This is a genomic window from Planotetraspora silvatica (assembly GCF_016863315.1).
GTDB lineage: Bacteria > Actinomycetota > Actinomycetes > Streptosporangiales > Streptosporangiaceae > Planotetraspora > Planotetraspora silvatica.
The window spans coordinates 1-15,616 of sequence record NZ_BOOQ01000068.1; the positions used below are offsets into that span (position 1 = coordinate 1).

The 15,616-nt window shown below is 65.1% G+C and carries 17 protein-coding genes and 1 tRNA gene; 9 read left to right on the forward strand and 9 right to left on the reverse strand.

Features of this window, described 5'->3' with window-relative positions; all coding sequences use genetic code 11:
- The first annotated feature begins 362 nt into the window (after window positions 1-362).
- Window positions 363-527 carry a hypothetical protein gene (locus Psi02_RS38420; RefSeq protein ID WP_203980852.1) on the forward strand — a complete coding sequence of 55 codons (165 nt, stop codon included), beginning with the start codon at window positions 363-365 and terminating at the stop codon, window positions 525-527.
- A gap of 137 nt (window positions 528-664) precedes the next feature.
- Complete coding sequence (locus Psi02_RS38425) at window positions 665-1,096, forward strand: hypothetical protein (RefSeq protein WP_203955254.1); 432 nt, start codon at window positions 665-667, stop codon at window positions 1,094-1,096.
- A gap of 30 nt (window positions 1,097-1,126) precedes the next feature.
- On the opposite strand, the gene Psi02_RS38430 is transcribed toward Psi02_RS38425, so the two are convergent.
- Complete coding sequence (locus tag Psi02_RS38430) at window positions 1,127-1,525, reverse strand: hypothetical protein (RefSeq protein WP_203980853.1); 399 nt, start codon at window positions 1,523-1,525, stop codon at window positions 1,127-1,129.
- A gap of 74 nt (window positions 1,526-1,599) precedes the next feature.
- On the opposite strand from Psi02_RS38430, the gene Psi02_RS38435 reads away from it, so the two are divergent.
- Window positions 1,600-1,992, forward strand: a complete 393-nt coding sequence (locus Psi02_RS38435) for a tyrosine-type recombinase/integrase (protein ID WP_239095516.1) — start codon at window positions 1,600-1,602, stop codon at window positions 1,990-1,992.
- Window positions 1,993-2,318: 326 nt separating this feature from the next.
- Here the strand turns inward: Psi02_RS38435 and Psi02_RS38440 are convergent, their stop codons facing one another.
- The gene (locus Psi02_RS38440) at window positions 2,319-2,570 is read right to left on the reverse strand and encodes a GntR family transcriptional regulator (RefSeq protein WP_239095517.1); all 252 of its coding nucleotides are present in this window, start codon (window positions 2,568-2,570) and stop codon (window positions 2,319-2,321) included.
- 785 nt (window positions 2,571-3,355) lie between these two features.
- Entirely contained in the window at window positions 3,356-3,697 is a 342-nt protein-coding gene (locus Psi02_RS38445; protein ID WP_203980854.1) for a hypothetical protein, read from the reverse strand.
- Window positions 3,698-3,875: 178 nt separating this feature from the next.
- Between Psi02_RS38445 and Psi02_RS38450 the strand changes: the two genes are divergently transcribed.
- A complete protein-coding gene (locus Psi02_RS38450) occupies window positions 3,876-4,403 on the forward strand; it encodes a CbrC family protein (protein ID WP_203980855.1) in 528 nt (175 codons plus the stop codon).
- A 240-nt stretch (window positions 4,404-4,643) separates the two neighbouring features.
- Here Psi02_RS38450 and Psi02_RS38455 read toward each other — a convergent pair whose 3' ends face one another.
- Entirely contained in the window at window positions 4,644-5,426 is a 783-nt protein-coding gene (locus tag Psi02_RS38455) for a MerR family transcriptional regulator (RefSeq protein WP_203980856.1), read from the reverse strand.
- 165 nt (window positions 5,427-5,591) lie between these two features.
- Window positions 5,592-7,157, reverse strand: coding sequence for a serine hydrolase domain-containing protein (locus Psi02_RS38460; RefSeq protein ID WP_239095518.1), 1,566 nt, complete (start codon window positions 7,155-7,157; stop codon window positions 5,592-5,594).
- A gap of 186 nt (window positions 7,158-7,343) precedes the next feature.
- On the opposite strand from Psi02_RS38460, the gene Psi02_RS38465 reads away from it, so the two are divergent.
- Window positions 7,344-7,625 (forward strand): hypothetical protein, encoded by a 282-nt coding sequence (locus tag Psi02_RS38465; RefSeq protein WP_203980857.1) that lies wholly within the window; start codon window positions 7,344-7,346, stop codon window positions 7,623-7,625.
- An 841-nt stretch (window positions 7,626-8,466) separates the two neighbouring features.
- On the opposite strand, the gene Psi02_RS38470 is transcribed toward Psi02_RS38465, so the two are convergent.
- The gene (locus Psi02_RS38470) at window positions 8,467-8,847 is read right to left on the reverse strand and encodes a hypothetical protein (RefSeq protein WP_203980858.1); all 381 of its coding nucleotides are present in this window, start codon (window positions 8,845-8,847) and stop codon (window positions 8,467-8,469) included.
- A gap of 671 nt (window positions 8,848-9,518) precedes the next feature.
- A complete protein-coding gene (locus tag Psi02_RS38475; RefSeq protein WP_203980859.1) occupies window positions 9,519-10,454 on the reverse strand; it encodes a GntR family transcriptional regulator in 936 nt (311 codons plus the stop codon).
- A 288-nt stretch (window positions 10,455-10,742) separates the two neighbouring features.
- Between Psi02_RS38475 and Psi02_RS38480 the strand changes: the two genes are divergently transcribed.
- The 3 genes from Psi02_RS38480 (at window position 10,743) to Psi02_RS38490 (ending at window position 13,563) form a co-directional block, all read left to right on the forward strand.
- Entirely contained in the window at window positions 10,743-12,056 is a 1,314-nt protein-coding gene (locus Psi02_RS38480; RefSeq protein WP_239095519.1) for a replication initiator, read from the forward strand.
- A gap of 74 nt (window positions 12,057-12,130) precedes the next feature.
- Window positions 12,131-12,310, forward strand: coding sequence for a helix-turn-helix domain-containing protein (locus Psi02_RS38485; protein ID WP_203980860.1), 180 nt, complete (start codon window positions 12,131-12,133; stop codon window positions 12,308-12,310).
- Entirely contained in the window at window positions 12,310-13,563 is a 1,254-nt protein-coding gene (locus tag Psi02_RS38490; protein ID WP_203980861.1) for a tyrosine-type recombinase/integrase, read from the forward strand. The genes Psi02_RS38485 and Psi02_RS38490 overlap by 1 nt, the downstream gene beginning before the upstream one ends.
- 68 nt (window positions 13,564-13,631) lie before the next feature.
- Here Psi02_RS38490 and Psi02_RS38495 read toward each other — a convergent pair.
- Together Psi02_RS38495 and Psi02_RS38500 are read right to left on the reverse strand one after the other, a co-directional pair.
- Window positions 13,632-13,703: transfer RNA gene (locus Psi02_RS38495), tRNA-Lys, on the reverse strand.
- 100 nt (window positions 13,704-13,803) lie between these two features.
- A complete protein-coding gene (locus Psi02_RS38500) occupies window positions 13,804-14,961 on the reverse strand; it encodes an acyl-CoA dehydrogenase family protein (protein WP_203980862.1) in 1,158 nt (385 codons plus the stop codon).
- 86 nt (window positions 14,962-15,047) lie between these two features.
- Between Psi02_RS38500 and Psi02_RS38505 the strand changes: the two genes are divergently transcribed.
- Window positions 15,048-15,614: a PspC domain-containing protein gene (locus Psi02_RS38505; RefSeq protein ID WP_239095520.1), complete on the forward strand. Its 567-nt coding sequence runs from the start codon at window positions 15,048-15,050 to the stop codon at window positions 15,612-15,614.
- Window positions 15,615-15,616: the final 2 nt, after the last annotated feature.

Sequence of the window (15,616 nt, forward strand, 5' to 3'; positions counted from 1 at the left end):
CCATCAATCCTGTCTCGTCACGCCTCCCGCCCCCGGCAGGGCCACGAACCGCCACACCCCCGTTTCCCCTTCCGTGGCCCTGCCGGTTCCCTTCCCCGTTCTGTGCCTGACCTGGGCGCTTGGGCGGAGGGCGTGACAGAACAGTTGAGCCGGGCTGGGCTCGAACTTGGTAAACAACCTGTCGACTGCTGGACGGTCGTGATGTCGCTAGAGTCCGTGCCTCCGAAGTATGCGCAGCTTGTGCAGACACTTCAGCGGCGTATTGAAGGCGGAGAGTACCCTCCGGGTCCCTTCTCCGCGATCACATCCAGGCGCGTAAGGGCGTCCGTTTTGATCAGCTGATCAAGCAGATCACGGCCCGGATGCCAACCACCGATGGGGTCAAGAAGCTCGGTATGCCCAAGAGCACGCCCGTCTTGGAGGTGTACGCGGCCGTGCGCGATCCGGGGGGACACCTGCTCGCCGTACTTGCCGTGGGGCTGCCCGGCGACCGTCACGAACTGGAAGACGTCTACCCCATCGACTGATGTCGCTGGCTACTGGGACTTATTGCGTCGCCGCCGCCCTACGTGCAGTGGTTCGATGGCGACGACAAATGCCCCCGTATGGCACCGCTTCGGGCAGAGTGCTGCCGGTGGTGTCTCCTCATAAGGAGCCGCAGTCCATGGCCCTTGCGTACGTTCAGCTCGCCTCGGGATGGGACCTCAGCCTGTCCACCATCAGGCTCTCCTCCACCTATGACGGATGGCTGGAAGGTTATCCCTTCGCCCGGATCAACGACCGAATGGTGTCCGGCCTCGTCGAGAAGGCCCGGAAGACGTACCCGTCTCTGCCGGTCCACCTCATCGACCCCCCGCGCACCTACCCTGACCAGGAGCCTGGCGCGTTCGGGCCGATGGAGCTGTTGCCGGCCGTGAATTGCGTTGGCGTGTTCAGCGCGTCTCCAGTGAACGAGGACAACGACTCGGTGTTGTACGAATCCGTGCTCGTCGTGGCGTGGTACCAGGCAGACATCACCCTGCCAGTCGGAGAGGACGCTCTGCCAGCCTTCCGGGCGCTGGCGTGGGAAGACTTGGCCCTGGACCAGGAGCGTTAACACAACGGGAGAAGCCCCCAACCCGATCGGCTAACACCCCGGCACGCCCTCACTGGCGCCAGGCGGTCCCCTACACACTTCCGGCTCGTTGGACGTAGAAGACGAAAAGACCTGCCCGATCGGTAGTAATCCTGCCTGTCTTGCGGCGAGTAGAAGGGCCACCAAGGCCGCGGCGAATAGAGCGGCGGCCACCTTCCTTCTCGTCGCCAACGCGACGAAGAAGCCGATCAGAGGCAGGCCTATGGCGGCAGCTGCGGTGGCGACGACCAGTAGTAACGCCAATTTCGGGTTCGGCGAGTCAGTCCCATCGATGCCGTTCATGAGCTGAACAACGGCGAAGTATGCGAGGACCGGCGTCCCGATCAGCCAGAAGATCGTCAGCCGGATCAATCCTGTGCTGCCTTGCTTGCCTGGGCCTTCGGATTTCATGATCGAAGTGTCTGCTCCATAGCCATGCACGTATAGGGGCGAGCTACTCATGTCGACATGAGTAGGTGTGCGCATTGAGTGGATCGCCCAAGGGCAAGAGCAAGCTGATGATCCCGCTCCCTCCGCCCTTGATCCCTCTGCTCAAGCTGCACCGTGAGGTCCAAGAGGCGGAACGCGCGACCGTGGGGGAGAAGTGGCAGGACTGGGATTTGGTGTGGTGCCGGCCGGGCGGAGGCCCGATCGAGGCGCGCGATGACTGGGAGGAGTGGAAAGAGTTTCTCCAGTTGGCCGAGGTCGAGAAGGACGCCCGCGTGCATGACGCCCGGCATACGGCCGCGACGCTTCTCCTGGAACAGGGCGTTGACATGAGAGTCGTTCAAGTGATCTTGGATCACTCCCAGCTCCCCACAACGAAGCGCTACACCCACGTCACGGAGAATCTGGCCGGTGACGCGGTGACGCGGTGACGCGGTGACGCGGTGACGCGGTGACGCGGTGACGCGGTGACGCGGTGACGCGGATGGGCCGCGCACTGTGGGACAACTGAACAATTGCAACCAGAAATGCAACTGGGCAGGCTTCCAAACGATCATTATTTGGGAGTCTGCCCAGTTCATTGGGGTGGGGCGCCAGGGACTCGAACCCTGAACCTACGGATTAAAAGCTGATCGACAGCTTGGGCAAACTGCCTCTGAGCTGCGGTCGCGGGTTCGGGGGAGTCCGGCCCTCTCCAGCTGAGTCTGGGGACGTTGCCGTCAACGGTTGCCGTCAATCGGCTGGGGCACGCGCGTGATTATTGCGGCTGATCGCGTTCTTCCGGTGTGGTGACGAAGCTCCCCATGCCGGGCTCTGTGTTGATGAGTCCATCTGCCCTCAGCGCCCGCATCACCTTCTGGCCAGTGGCGTTCGCGATGCCAAACTCCTCGATCAGGTCAACCAGGGAGGGGATTCGCTCTCCAGGCTTGTATTCGCCAGAGGCGATACGAGTCTTGATGATCTCGTATACCTGCCGCCACCTGGGCTGATTGGCCTTCAACTCCACCACGCAAGCCACAGTAGGAAGACACTGCGCGCTGTGGCGATGGACAGTGCGCTATAGCGCGCCATAGCTTTCTTTGCCTACGATGCAGCTCATGGACACACGGAACGAGAGTGGGACGGGCAGAGAGAGTGCCATGGACGTCTCTGTCCTGACTGTCGCAGCCCTCCGGGCGGAATTCCCCGGCTGGCGCATCTGGCACAGTTCGGCAGGCCGTCTCTGGGCGACACGCAACGGCCGGCACCTGACTGATGAAGAGCATGGCCGGGGCCTGTGCCAAACCATCGACGGCGACGACGCTTCTCAGCTAGCCCAGGGGCTTCGTTGCCAAGAGGAACTGGCCGGAGATGGCTAACAGGAGCCCTGCGGTGCCGAGGAAGCCGAGTAGCACGATCGACAAGGAGTTACGGGCTCTCGTACAAGAGTTGATGGACGACCCTGTGGAGTGGGACTGTCCAGAAGTGTCAGCGCATCTGGGCCGTGCGCTGCCGAATCGGGACACCTTGGCCTGGGTGGCTCAACCCCGCGGGTCTTACCGAGTGGTCGAGTACACCTGTGCATGTGAGGCCGTGTTCTATGAACTCGTCTCCTGCGGTGGCATTTACCAGATTCACAAGGTGATCCAGTCTGAGCCGCTTCAGCACACCTATGCAGGCGGCTGGAGGCAGAGTGAGGCACGTCTAGTTTGGTGCCAGCTTCTAGCGGGTCGAATCCGATAGCAGGTTCGCTGACTTTGCGCTGGTCCTGGACGTGCCCCGAGCATGCCCTGCAATCTCTGGTCTCTTCCTCGTTCAGACCGTGGACCGCCCTGTGTTGTCGAGGTAAGCCAGGAAGGCGCTGTGCAGCCCTAGCCTTGTGTGGTCGGTGCCGTTCTCGTCTATCAGGTAGACCATGCCCGTATCGGCGCTGTCGCTGCCGCCGTCGATGGTGACGCAATAGCCGAACATCATCGACGTCAGCTCGCGACGGATGAGGAAACTCAGCCGTCTCTCGGTTTCCAGAAGGTTCCTCGAGTCGGGCAGCACCCCGTATTGGCCACTCATGATCTGAGATGTCAGTGTCTCGATAGTGCCGTCGAGGTTGTCCGCCCACGACTCGAAGACAGCGTTGATGATCTCCTTGGATTCCGCCATGCGACGAACCGTATCGGGCGCATACGACCAGTTTGGAAGACTTCGGTCCATCCTCATGTGACCTGCCGATGTGCCGGTCAGGGTGCGTATGACGTTGTCCGTGAGTCCCCGTGACCGCCCGTTGTAGACCGCCATATCTGGCACGCCTGTGGCACGTGCCCACGCGTATGCTGCCGCCATGCTGCCCACATTCGACTACCACCCCGATCCGCTAGCGACGGGATCGGTGACGGCATCCGGCAGCGCATGCGTAGCTTGTGGGGAAGCACGTGGCTACACCTATACAGGCCCCATCTACTGCATGGAGCCCCTCGGCGGCCGGCCATGCCCCTGGTGCATCGCCGATGGGAGCTTCGCTGCCCGCTATGACGCGGAATTCGCAGACCTGTACGACGTTCCAAGCATCGTTCCGAGCGAGACGATCGAGATCCTCAGCCGGCGCACTCCAGGCTTTTCCAGTTGGCAGGGTGATCGCTGGCTCTTTCACTGCGGTGACGGAGCCGCCTTCCTCGGAACGGTAGGGGCCCAGGAGCTTGCTGCCTTCCCGGATGCAATGGAGATGTTGCGTCAGGAGGCATCGGAAGGATGGCCCACCGGCCAAGTGGAAGGGTTTCTCGCAGCTCTGGACAAGGACGGCAATCCAAGTGCCTACTTGTTCAGGTGCCGCAAGTGCGGAGCTCACTTGGCCTTCGCCGACTACACCTGATCGCCCTCCGGCTTGGTCCCGTCCATGCCTTCGGTTCGCAGACTTCCTGCTTGCAAAAGGGAGCCAGTCACCACGTGGAAAGCTCCTCGGCCTGCTCCGGCGTGTGGTGGCGGATGTCAGTGTGAGGTGTTGTGCGGTCTCGTTGCTGTACTTTGCGGCTGTACATCGTTCGCCCGGCGCGACTTTGCCTTAGCCGTCTTCCACCCCAGCCGCTACACGAAGGACCGGAGAACGGCGCGGTCAGTGGGAGTCTGGTCTGGGGATATGGACGCCGGCGGCGCGGAGCTTGGTCTCGAAAAGCGCGGCCAGCCGCGCCGCGGCCGGCGTCTGCTCTTCGCCGTGGTGGGCGATCAGCGTGTAGCGGGTCGCGGCCTCGGTGCGGGCTTGCAGGCCGGTGACGGTCTTCAGCAGTGCGGGGTTGGCGAGGTAGTGGTCGGCCACGGCGGTGGCGAGCTCGGCGATGCGGGGGTCGTCCGGTTCCCAGGCCGCGGCTTCGGCTGCGCGCTTGGTGAAGGCGAGGAGCCGGGTGTCTTCGAGGGAGTGCTCGAAATGGGTGAGGTAGTCGTCGAGGCCTTCTGGGACCAGGGCCTTGGCCAGCACCCAGCCCTCCCTGGTGGCCGCCACCTCGTCCGCGGGGAATCCGAGGCCGAGCATCCGCTCCAGCAGCGCCACAGCGCGGTCGGGCAGCAGAGCCCGGTTACCATCGGCAAGCCGGTGCAGCGTGTCACGCCGCGCGATCAACTCCTCGATCCGTTCGGTGAGCTGCCGCTCGACGTCGGCGAGCGCGGCGGCGAACAGCGTGGCATCGGCGTCGATCAGGGGTCCGATCTCGGCCAGCGGCACCCCGGCGCCGGCCAGCGTCCGGACCCGCACCAGCCGCAACAGATCGGCCGATCCGTACCGCCGGTAACCGGAGCTGTCGCGCTCCGGCTCCTCGATCAGGCCAAGCTTGTGGTAATGCCGCACCGTCTTCACCGTGACGCCGACGAATGCCGCCGCCTGCCCGATCGTGACTCCGTTCATCTGCAAAATCCTGCCTTGTGCTCGAGCTCGGCGACTACGCACACCACAGCCGAGCATATGGACGGGCCACGCCGAGCCCGTTGAGCGCGGGGTGGCCCCTGTTCGCGTTCTCCCTGATGCACGGCCGGAAGGGGTCGCCCCTTGAGGCGTGCGGGTCACAGGTGTTCAGTCCGTCGGTTGAGCCGGATCGGCCTGCCCACCGCCGAACACCTCGTTGAGGAGCCTTTGCTGGGCGTTCTGGAATGCTGGTGCGATGGACAAGTCGGCGTCGTCCACGCAGTTCAGCGCGGCGGTCAGGGTCTTGCTGCCGTCGGGTGTGCTGTACATCAGCGCCGCGTGGCCCACGGCGGCTCCGTTGTGGGAGATGACGGTGCCGCCGCCGTCCGTGGTCAGCACGAACACTCCCAGGCCGTAGTCCATGTTCGGGATGCCCGTCGGGTGCGGGGTGCACATCTCGGCCAGCAGCGGGGCCGGCAGGAGCTTGCCGCCCAGCAGCGCGGAGATGAACGTGTGGAGGTCCTGGGTGGTCGAGATCATGTCACCGCCGCTGGAGATCCAGGAGGGGTTCTGGCGGGTGATGTCGATCGTCTTCTGCTCCCCGCCGTCCTCGTAGCGGTAGTAGGCGTGGGCGTGCGGGCCGGGGATCTCCGGACCGTCGGGCACCATAGTGCCCGACAGCCCGAGTGGCCCCAGGATCAGCCGCTGCATCTCCTCGGCGACCGAGCGGCCGGTGACCTTCTCGATCAGCAGCCGGGCCAGCACGTAGTTGGTGTTGGAATAGCTCCAGCCCGTCCCCGGCTCGAACCGCGGCGGCTTGGACAACGCCAGCTCCACCAGCTCCTGCGGCCGGTAGGTCTTGAACCGGTTGTCCATCCACTCTTTGCCGGTGGTGCTGTAGGGGATGGGGATGCCCGGCGCGATCGTCCCGTCGTCGTAGACCTCGCCGCTGAAGTTGAACACCCCGCTGGTGTGCTGCAACAGCATCCGCACCGTGATCCGCCGGTCCAAGCCGAACTCGGGCAGGTAGTCCGCCGCCGGGGTGTCCAGCCCGATCTTGCCCTCGGCCACCAGTTGCAGCACCACGGTCGCGGTGAAGGTCTTGGTGTTGCTGCCGATCCGGACGTGTCCGTTGATCGGCGGCTTGGCGGTCCCGCCCAGCTCGGCCACCCCGGCGCTGCCGGCCCACTCGCCCCGCTCATCGTGCACGCGCAGCGTCACCCCGACCAAACCGGAATCGACGATCTCCTCGATCGCCTTCTGCAGCTCCGGGCGATCTTTCCCGGCAGCAGCCGCCGGCGCAGCCCCGCTGTCCGCAGTGGCCATCCCGGCGGCGTCGAGGGCGGCGGTGATTTTGCGGGCCATCTCGGCCAGGGCGGGGTTGGGTGCCCCCTGGCGGAGCTGGGCGGCTGCGTCGATGGCGATGAGGACGATGCTGCGGAAGTTGTCGGCTTCTGCCGGATCCTGCTTCTCCAGCAGGCGCATGGCCGCGGTCAGGGCCGGAAGCACCTGGTCGGCGAGTTCGGCGGCGGACTTGCTCTTCAGGTCGATGTCCTTCGACTTCGCGGCGAGCACGTGCCCGATCGGGCCGGTCGCCGACGCCAGGGTGACGGAACCGTTCATGGCGGTCTTGTGGGGCTTGCCGGTGGCGTCCGCGGCGGCCATCAGCGACACGGCGCCGTACGCGGCGGTCCGCAGGGTGCTCTTGTCCTGGTCGGAAAGGGTGATGGACATGGTGGTGTACTCCTTCAAATCTGTTATGTCCGGTCGGCGTCGTGCCGCTGCGACGAGCTTGCACCCTGACCCGAGGTCAACCTCAACCGTGATCTAGCTCACAGCTACTTTTTGGGGGTTTGGGACAGCTTCGGGAGCAGGACGCCGTCCCCGTCGGGTGACAGAAAGCGTGAAATTGAGGAGAAGATGCGACTGGTTACCGCATACGCGCGCAACTTCGTTAAACCCGAGCCCTATCGCCTCAAGCGCCTGGCAGAAGCCGCAAATATGTCCATATCCGGCGCGCGGACCATGTACGAGGACGGAGAGATAGTCGCAGTAGAAGAGCGGCTCAACCGCCGTCATCCCAAAGAGCCCCAGCAGATTGAACAGGATGACCCATTATTAAAGGAGACCAAATCCGTCAAATCGGCATGGTTGACAGCCACGCAGCGACGAGAGGTCCCGGACGGCAGCTTCATCTCCTGAGCCGAACGTCTTTCCCCTGCGCAAGCTGTTCGGGCTGAGGTTCATCTCCTTGTCGGCGGGCATAGCCATGCGGGGCCGGGCGCCCGGGGTCAGGCCGTCCTTCGCGTGTTCCATGTTCCCGGTGACCTTCCACGCCCACTGGTTGTCCTACGTGCACAGGACGGCTTGACCCTGGGTGGTTGGTCTGGCATCCCTTGCGGGGCCGGCGGGGAGATGAACCCCGCCCCACCACCTGCACCCTTTGCACAGGTCCCCTCATCTCCGAAGTTGGCCGGGGTTTGGGGCAGCGCCCCAATGGTCTTCCCCCCTCACCGCCTCCTTCACTTCTTTCTCTCGCTTCGCCCGTGCCGTCCTCTGGTTTCCGGGTTCTTCGGCTCATGCCTGCTCATGGCCATGACCGTTCACCATTTGGAAGAGAGATCCCATCTGGCACCAGCCGCAATGCCGCCATCTGATGCTCACGCCGCTTGTCGGCGTGGTGCGCGCCGCCGCCGGCGGGACCGGCCGAAGAGCCGCAGCCCGCCGGTGGGCGGGCGCGCGACCAACAGGTAGACCTTGTGTCCGTGCCCATCTCGTGAGTGCGGGCCATGATGACAAGCTGGTCAGCGCTGTGCTTCCCCTCGCTCGACCCCTCCGCGGTGCCACCGGAAGCAGCTCACCAAGCGCCTCCTCCACCGATCCATCTCCGGCGTGCCCGTCCTCCTTGCGGACCGCCTTCCATCGGATCGTCGAGCCTGCCCCTCCGACTTCACCGCTTCCTCTCCTCCCCGCACCGATGCTCCGCCGAAGGCGGCTTGAACGAGTAAAGAAACTTTGGACCACGAGTCATTCGACATCGGGGTCACCGCAGAACGGCCTTCGCCCTCGTGTAGGCCGCGGCCGCGAGGTCCTCCAGGAGAGCCTGCTGCACCGCCAGGTCATCGGTCTTCGGCTGGAAGGTCATCTTCACTTCGACGATGTGACCGCGCAACCGGAAGACCGACGTCCACAAATCTGGCTGGTCTCCCGACTGGTCCACGATGCGGTAGGCCCAGGGGGATTCACCCACCTTGCGAGTCAGGCTGACGTCCTCGATGCGAACATTCCACAAGTTCTGGCCGTCGCCGACGCGTGTGGTCCTGCATTGCGGCGGGGGCGGTGCGTCGGCTCCGTCGAGAGCCGTCGACACGATGGCCTCGCTCATCATCGGCTTGCCGAAGAGCCCGTTGGACATGTCGACCATGAGTGCCACTCCAAGGATCCCGTCGGGATCACGGTCGGCTGAACCTACGGCCTCGGCCCACAGGCCCTGCGTCCATCTCCGGCACGTGGGGTCAGCGAATTTCACGTAACCGAGTTGCGAGGCCCAGAGTTCGTCGGCTCGGCGATTGCTCAGCTTCACGACGGTGGCAGGCGGACCCTGAACCTTCGCGCCGTTGAACCCGGGCAGTAGCGCCTGGCGTATGCGTGCGCCGTCACTTCCCTTCGGGTACGGGTCGCGAGGCCACGGGACGGCCGGCTCGAATGGAGGAAACGTGATGTGGAGTTCGTCCGTGGTCTCGGATGTCTGAGGAACGGCGGGAACTGCGGTGGGAGTGGTGGAGGGAACACTGCCTGGCGACCAACCGTTCGAACGCGCACACCCGACCGGCCCGAACAGCCCGAACGCCACCAAGAGGACGAGGCCGAATGACCTTGCCGTTTGTGTAGTCCTGCTCAGCAATTGGTTGAGCACCACCTCTCATGGACGAGAGGGATCATAACCGGCGAAAGCGCCATTCCGGATCTTGTTTCGGGGCGTATCGCGATCGGCGCTCACCAACGGATATGTCTTCTCCTCACCATGATCACGAATAGGACCGATTCGGCTGGCGACTCACGACCGGCCGGAAGCTCGCTGCTCCTCCGGCGCGGTTACAGGGCGAGCAGGACCCGACCGTCCGCGTGTTTGTCGGGTGTTCCTGGCCTGTCGGCGCCGGGCTGGTCGATGGGTTCGTCAGCGTCGATAGTGAGGCTTTCGCGGGCGTAGGCGGTTTCGAATTGATCGGCTGAGGCCTTGATCTCGGTCACTTCGAGCGGGCGGCCGTCTTTGTCGAGAATGAGTCGGCGAATGAGCAGGATGGGTTGGCCGATGTCGAGGCCGAGTCGTTCGCGTTCGTCGGCGTAGGGCATGCGGGCCGTGACGAGCGTTTGCCAGGTGATCGGGCCTCGTCCCTCGGTGATCGCGTCGTAGAACGCACTGGCGTGAGAGTGATAGAGGCTCGCCTTGGTGTTCCAGTCAGGGATGATCTCAGCGATGGTGGAGCTTGTGACGTCGATGACGGCGCGGTTGGCGTGCATCCACAGGCTGTGGCGCCGCAGGACATTGCTTCCGGTACGGATGCCAAGAAGGGTCGCGGTATCGCGGTCGGCGGCTGTGAGGTGGCTTCGCCCGTAGACGGGCTGGCCTTCGTCGTCCTCTTCGCGGGGTAGCGGGATACGAATCCATCCCCATGCGCGGGCAGTGTCGTCGAAGCCCCGAGTGGCGAGGTCTTCGCGGGGCCAGATGCCCAGCAGGATCACGTAACGATCGGGCACAGGCCGCACGAAAGTCCCACGTCCGCGTACAACGCTGACGAGTCCTTCGGCTGATAGGGCTTTGACGGCGTCGCGGACGGTGGGGCGGGAGACGCTGTATCGACTGGCCAGGGCGGTTTCGCTGGGTAGCGGCGTACCGGGGGTGTAGCGGGCTTCGAGGATGTCGGTCCGCAGCGCTGAGGCGATGACTTGCCAGAGAGGGATGTCGGTGTCGCGGGGCTGGTCGTCCTCGGCTGTGTCCTGGTCGGGCACGTCGTAGGTCCTGTCATTCACGGGAACCCTCCTCACCTTCTTGTTCGTTCTACTTGTACTACATGTTGACATGGCACCACAACGTCATGCAAACTTGTAGTACAGGAGTTACTAGCGAGGAGGTGATGCGGTTTGATCAACGAATCGAGGTACGACGAGGCACGGGAGGGATCACACGAGGGACGAGATAGGCAACGGAGCGGGGAGTCGGCCGCGGGCCGCCTGAACCGAGATGGTGACGGGCATCCGGCATGGCTGGTCGATCTCGCGCGGGTGGTCAACGATCCGGGATACGACCGGTGGCGGTCGATGGTCGCCGCGACGGGTGGGTGCGCGAATCCGGTGCATCTGTCCGGCGAAACGGCAGTGGTTGACGGTCGGACGGGTGAGGTCCTGCATGAGTACCGGACGGCGGACGAGCCGACCGGGTTCGTGCTGGTGGCGTGCGGGAATCGGCGGGCGTCGGTCTGCCAAGCCTGCTCAGCGATCTATCAGGCGGACACGTTCCAACTGATCCGGGCGGGCCTGTCGGGCGGGAAGGGCGTACCGGAGTCGGTGAGCAGGCATCCTCGGGTGTTCGTGACGCTGACGGCTCCCTCGTTCGGGTCGGTGCATACACGGCGGGAGAAGGACGGACGGGTGCGGACGTGCCGCCCTCGGGCGCGGGATCGGGTGTGCCAGCACGGACTCCCGGCCGGGTGCCACATGCGGCACGAAGTCGCGGACGAACGCTTAGGTCAGCCGCTCTGCGCTGAGTGTTACGACTACCCGGGTGCGGTGCTGTGGCAGGCGCACGCGGGCGCGTTGTGGCATCGGTTCACGGCAGAGGTGCGGCGGGAACTGGCCAGGCTCTCAGGGATGAGCCGGGCCGCGTTCGGTGAGCTGGCGCGGGTTTCGTTCGCGAAGGTTGCCGAATACCAGCGGCGAGGGTTGGTGCACTTCCACGCCGTGATCCGGCTCGACGGCCCAGGGGGCGGCGCGGATGCGCCTCCGGAATGGGCGGACCACGAGTTGCTGGTCCGGGCGATCGGCCCAGCCATCCGACGGGTGAAGGTCCGCACGCCACGCAGCCGACTCGGCTGGCGGGAGCTGCTGTGGGGTGACCAGCTCGACATCCGCCCGATCGTAATGGACGAAACCGCGGCTGCCGGTCTGAGCGAACGGGCGGTCGCCTCCTACATCGCGAAGTACGCGACGAAGGGCGCGGAAGCCTCGGGAACGGTGGATCACCGGTTGTCGTGCCCGGTGTGTAAGGGGTGCGGACGAGAACGGTTCATGGTCTGCGGGCGCTGCCACGGGACGGGACTGAAACCGGGCCTGCATCTGGACGCGCTACCCGTGACCGAACACGCACGACGGATGATCCGTACCTGCTGGGAGCTCGGGGGCTGGCCAGAGCTGGCGGAACTGCGGCTCCGGCCGTGGGCGCACATGCTCGGTTTTCGCGGCCACTTCTCGACCAAGTCGCGCCGCTACTCCACCACGCTGGGCGACCTAAGGCGGGTTCGCGTGGACTACCGGGCCGGCGAGGCGCGCACGGCATGGGCTGCCTCCCTTGGGAGACGCGACCACACTCGTGCTCGGGCACTGGCGGTTCGCCGGGACGGGCTACACACCCGGTGAGGCGATCATGGCGGCCGACGTTCGGCGCCGGGTCGAGATCGCTCGCAACATCGCCGCCGAACGGGAGGACTCCCATGGCGGATGACTTCCTCACGGTCGAGGAGGCCGCACAGCTTCTCAAGATCGGCAGATCCACTGTCTACGACCTTCTCCGTTCCGGTGACCTGGCCTCGTTCCTTGTCGCCAACCGTCGCCGGATTCCTCGGTCCGCCATAGATGAACTCGTCGCCCGACTCATGAAGGAGGCTTCTTGATGGCCAAGCGAACGAAGCAACCGAACGGCGCCGGCAGCGTCTACCAGCGTAAGGACGGCCGATGGGAAGGCGCGGCCTTCCTGGAAGCCCTGGATGGGACGCGCACTCGGTTTCGCGTCTACGGCAAGACTTGGGAGGAGGCCAACGCCAAACTCACCGAAGCGCTGGCCAACGCGCGCAAGGGCATACCGGTCGAGACGACCAAGCTCGGCTTCGGCGACTACCTGACGTACTGGCTCGAACAGATCGCCCGGCCGAAGGTCCGGCCTTCTACGTACCGGAGCTACGAGACGTACGTGAGGTTGTACCTGATCCCCGGGCTCGGCAAGAAGCAGCTCAAGAAGCTCACGGCTCAGGACATCCGGACATGGCTCGTCAAGGTCGCCAAGACATGTCAGTGCTGCCTACAGGGCCACGACGCCAAGCGACCGAAGCAGCACAAGGATCCGACCAAACAGCAGAGGTGCTGTGCGGTCGAGAAGTGCTGCAGGAAGGTCCCGTCCCCGCGGACCGTGCAATATCTTCACGCCCTGGTCCGGTCCGCTCTCGCCCAGGCGGTACGGGAAGATCTGGTCCTTCGCAACGTCGCCAAGAACGTGCAACTTGGCACCGTCGAGCGCCCGGAGATCCAGGCTCTGACCCTCGACGAGGCGAGGCAGTTCCTACGGCAGGCGCGTAAGGGCCGGTTCTACGCCGTGTACGCGGTCGCCCTGGGCGTCGGGCTTCGACGAGGGGAGGCCCTCGGGCTCCGCTGGGATGACGTCGACCTGAACAACGGCGTGCTGCGGGTGAGGCAGGCACTCCAGCGGCAGAAGGGCGAAGGGCTGAAGCTCGTCCCCCTGAAGACGCAGCGGTCGCGCCGGACGATCCGGCTCCCGGACAACCTGGTGAAGGTGCTGAAAGAGCGCAAGGCCGAGCAGGCTGCGGAGCGTCTGGCGGCGGGGTCGGCCTGGCACGACCCTCACGGCCTGGTCTTCACGACCCATATCGGAACAGCGATCGAGCCGGAAAACCTCTATCGGCATTTCCGGGCGGTATGCGATGCGGCGGGCATCCGGCGCGTCAGGCTCCATGATCTACGGCATACCTGCGCGACGATTCTCCTCGCTCAAGGAGTGGACACTCGAACGATCATGGAAATCCTCGGGCACAGCACAATCGTGCTGACCATGAACACCTATGCCCACGTCATGCCTGAGCATCAGGCGAAGGCCCTGAACAGGCTCGAAGAGGCATTGGGCGGGCTCGCCTAAAGGACGTTGCCGTCAACCGTTGCCGTCAACAACCCCAAACGATCAACGTAAGTGGATTGTTTTGCAGGTGGGGCGCCAGGGACTCGAACCCTGAACCTACGGATTAAAAGTCCGCAGCTCTGCCATTGAGCTAGCACCCCTCGCTAGAAGCAGGGTACCGAGGGTACCGCGACTTCTGCGACGCGCTTTACTGGGCGATCACGATAGCCCGTCATCGCCGAACATGACACCGAACCACGGTCACCTATAGGCGGGCAGGCCGGTCAGCGCCTCGCCGAGCACCAGCGTGTGGATCTCCTGAGTGCCTTCGTAGGTGAGCACCGACTCCAGGTTGTTCATGTGCCGGATCACCGGATACTCCAGTGTCACGCCGTTCGCTCCGAGCACCGAGCGGGCCTGGCGGGCGATGTCCAGCGCCGCTCTGACGTTGGCGAGCTTCCCGAAGCTGATCTGCTGGGGCCTGAGCCGCCCTTCTTCTTTCAGCCGTCCGAGATGGAAGGCGGTGAGCCCGGCCTGGCCCAGGGAGACGGCCATCCAGGCCAGCTTCTCCTGGGTGAGCTGGAACGCCCCGATCGGCTTGCCGAACTGCACCCGGGTCGTCGCGTAGTCCACCGCGGCCTCCAGGCACGCCCGCGCCGCGCCGACGACTCCCCAGACGATCCCGAACCGGGCCTCGGAGAGGCACGAAAGCGGCCCCTTCAGGCCGGTGACGCCGGGCAGGACGGCCGACGCCGGAAGCCGTACGTCGTCGAAGTAGAGCGAGGCGGTGACCGACGCGCGGAGCGACAGCTTCCGGTGGATCTCCTGGGCGGAGAACCCCGGCGTCGAGGTCGGGACGACGAAGCCCCGGATGCCCGAGTCGGTCTGCGCCCACACCACGGCGACGTCGGCGATCGAGCCGTTGGTGATCCACATCTTGGAGCCGTTGAGGATCCAGTCCCCTGAGGGATCCTGCTTGGCGTTGGTCCGCATGCCGGCCGGGTCGGAGCCGTGGTCGGGCTCGGTCAGGCCGAAGCACCCGATGGCCTCACCGGCCGCCATCGCCGGAAGCCACTCCTGCTTCTGCTCCTCCGATCCGTACTTCCAGATCGGGAACATGGCGAGCGAGCCCTGCACGGAGACGAACGACCGCAGCCCCGAGTCGCCTGCCTCCAGCTCCCGGCAGGCCAGGCCGTAGGAGATGGAGTCGAGCCCGGCACAGCCGTAGCCCTCCAGGTGCATCCCCAGCATGCCGAGCCCCCCTAGGGCGGGGGCGAGATCGCGTGCGGGGAAGACGCCCTCCTCGAACCAGCCCCCCACATACGGGAGGACCTGGTCGGAGACGAATTCCCTGGCGGCGTCCCTGACCATTCGCTGCTCGGGCGCCAATTGGTCGTCGAGATTGAGGAGGTCGTCCATGAACGCCAGAGTATCCGGGCATCGTCGGGGTTGGGCCAGGGGGAATCCCGATGTGCGGAAGTCTGTGCAAAGGGCAATCTGATGACATGAACGAGATGAACACCAACGGTTCGGTCAAACAACTCCGTCGCACCAGGAATGGAAAGGTCATCGCGGGGGTGTGCTCCGGAGTCGGCGAGTACATCGGCGTCGACCCCAACATCCTCCGCGTGGTCCTCGCCGTCGCCACCTTCTTCGGCGGCCTCGGAATCGGCGTCTACGCGGTGGCGTGGATCCTGGTTCCCGAGGAGGGCAGGGAGGGCTCCATCGCCCAGGACCTCATCAACAAGAACAAGGACGGACGCGTCTGGCAGGACGCCAAGTCCGGGTGGGACAAGGCCCAGGCCGGCTGGTCGCAGGCGAGCTGGAACCGCCCGGCACCGCAGCAGCAGCACCAGCCCACGGGTTACCAGCAGCACCAGTCCACGGGTTACGAGCAGCACCCGTACGGCCGGCCCGACGCGCCGGCCCCGGCTCCGGCTCCCACCTCCGCTCCGGCTCCGGCCTCTGACGCGGCCCCCGCCGCTCCCAGGCCCGCCACCGCGACTGAGGCCGCGCCCACGGCCCCGGCCGACCCGCCCGCCCCCAAGCCCGAGGATCCGACGCAGGCCTGATC

Excerpts from the sequence above, each read along its gene's own strand:
- Psi02_RS38420 (WP_203980852.1), top strand. The coding sequence starts at position 363 with ATGCCAACCACCGATGGGGTCAAGAAGCTCGGTATGCCCAAGAGCACG.
- Psi02_RS38425 (WP_203955254.1), top strand. The coding sequence starts at position 665 with ATGGCCCTTGCGTACGTTCAGCTCGCCTCGGGATGGGACCTCAGCCTG.
- Psi02_RS38430 (WP_203980853.1), bottom strand. The coding sequence starts at position 1,525 with ATGAAATCCGAAGGCCCAGGCAAGCAAGGCAGCACAGGATTGATCCGG.
- Psi02_RS38445 (WP_203980854.1), bottom strand. The coding sequence starts at position 3,697 with ATGGCGGAATCCAAGGAGATCATCAACGCTGTCTTCGAGTCGTGGGCG.
- Psi02_RS38450 (WP_203980855.1), top strand. The coding sequence starts at position 3,876 with ATGCTGCCCACATTCGACTACCACCCCGATCCGCTAGCGACGGGATCG.
- Psi02_RS38455 (WP_203980856.1), bottom strand. The coding sequence starts at position 5,426 with ATGAACGGAGTCACGATCGGGCAGGCGGCGGCATTCGTCGGCGTCACG.
- Psi02_RS38460 (WP_239095518.1), bottom strand. The coding sequence starts at position 7,157 with ATGTCCATCACCCTTTCCGACCAGGACAAGAGCACCCTGCGGACCGCC.
- Psi02_RS38465 (WP_203980857.1), top strand. The coding sequence starts at position 7,344 with ATGCGACTGGTTACCGCATACGCGCGCAACTTCGTTAAACCCGAGCCC.
- Psi02_RS38470 (WP_203980858.1), bottom strand. The coding sequence starts at position 8,847 with ATGGTCGACATGTCCAACGGGCTCTTCGGCAAGCCGATGATGAGCGAG.
- Psi02_RS38480 (WP_239095519.1), top strand. The coding sequence starts at position 10,743 with ATGGTCGCCGCGACGGGTGGGTGCGCGAATCCGGTGCATCTGTCCGGC.
- Psi02_RS38485 (WP_203980860.1), top strand. The coding sequence starts at position 12,131 with ATGGCGGATGACTTCCTCACGGTCGAGGAGGCCGCACAGCTTCTCAAG.
- Psi02_RS38490 (WP_203980861.1), top strand. The coding sequence starts at position 12,310 with ATGGCCAAGCGAACGAAGCAACCGAACGGCGCCGGCAGCGTCTACCAG.
- Psi02_RS38500 (WP_203980862.1), bottom strand. The coding sequence starts at position 14,961 with ATGGACGACCTCCTCAATCTCGACGACCAATTGGCGCCCGAGCAGCGA.
- Psi02_RS38505 (WP_239095520.1), top strand. The coding sequence starts at position 15,048 with ATGAACGAGATGAACACCAACGGTTCGGTCAAACAACTCCGTCGCACC.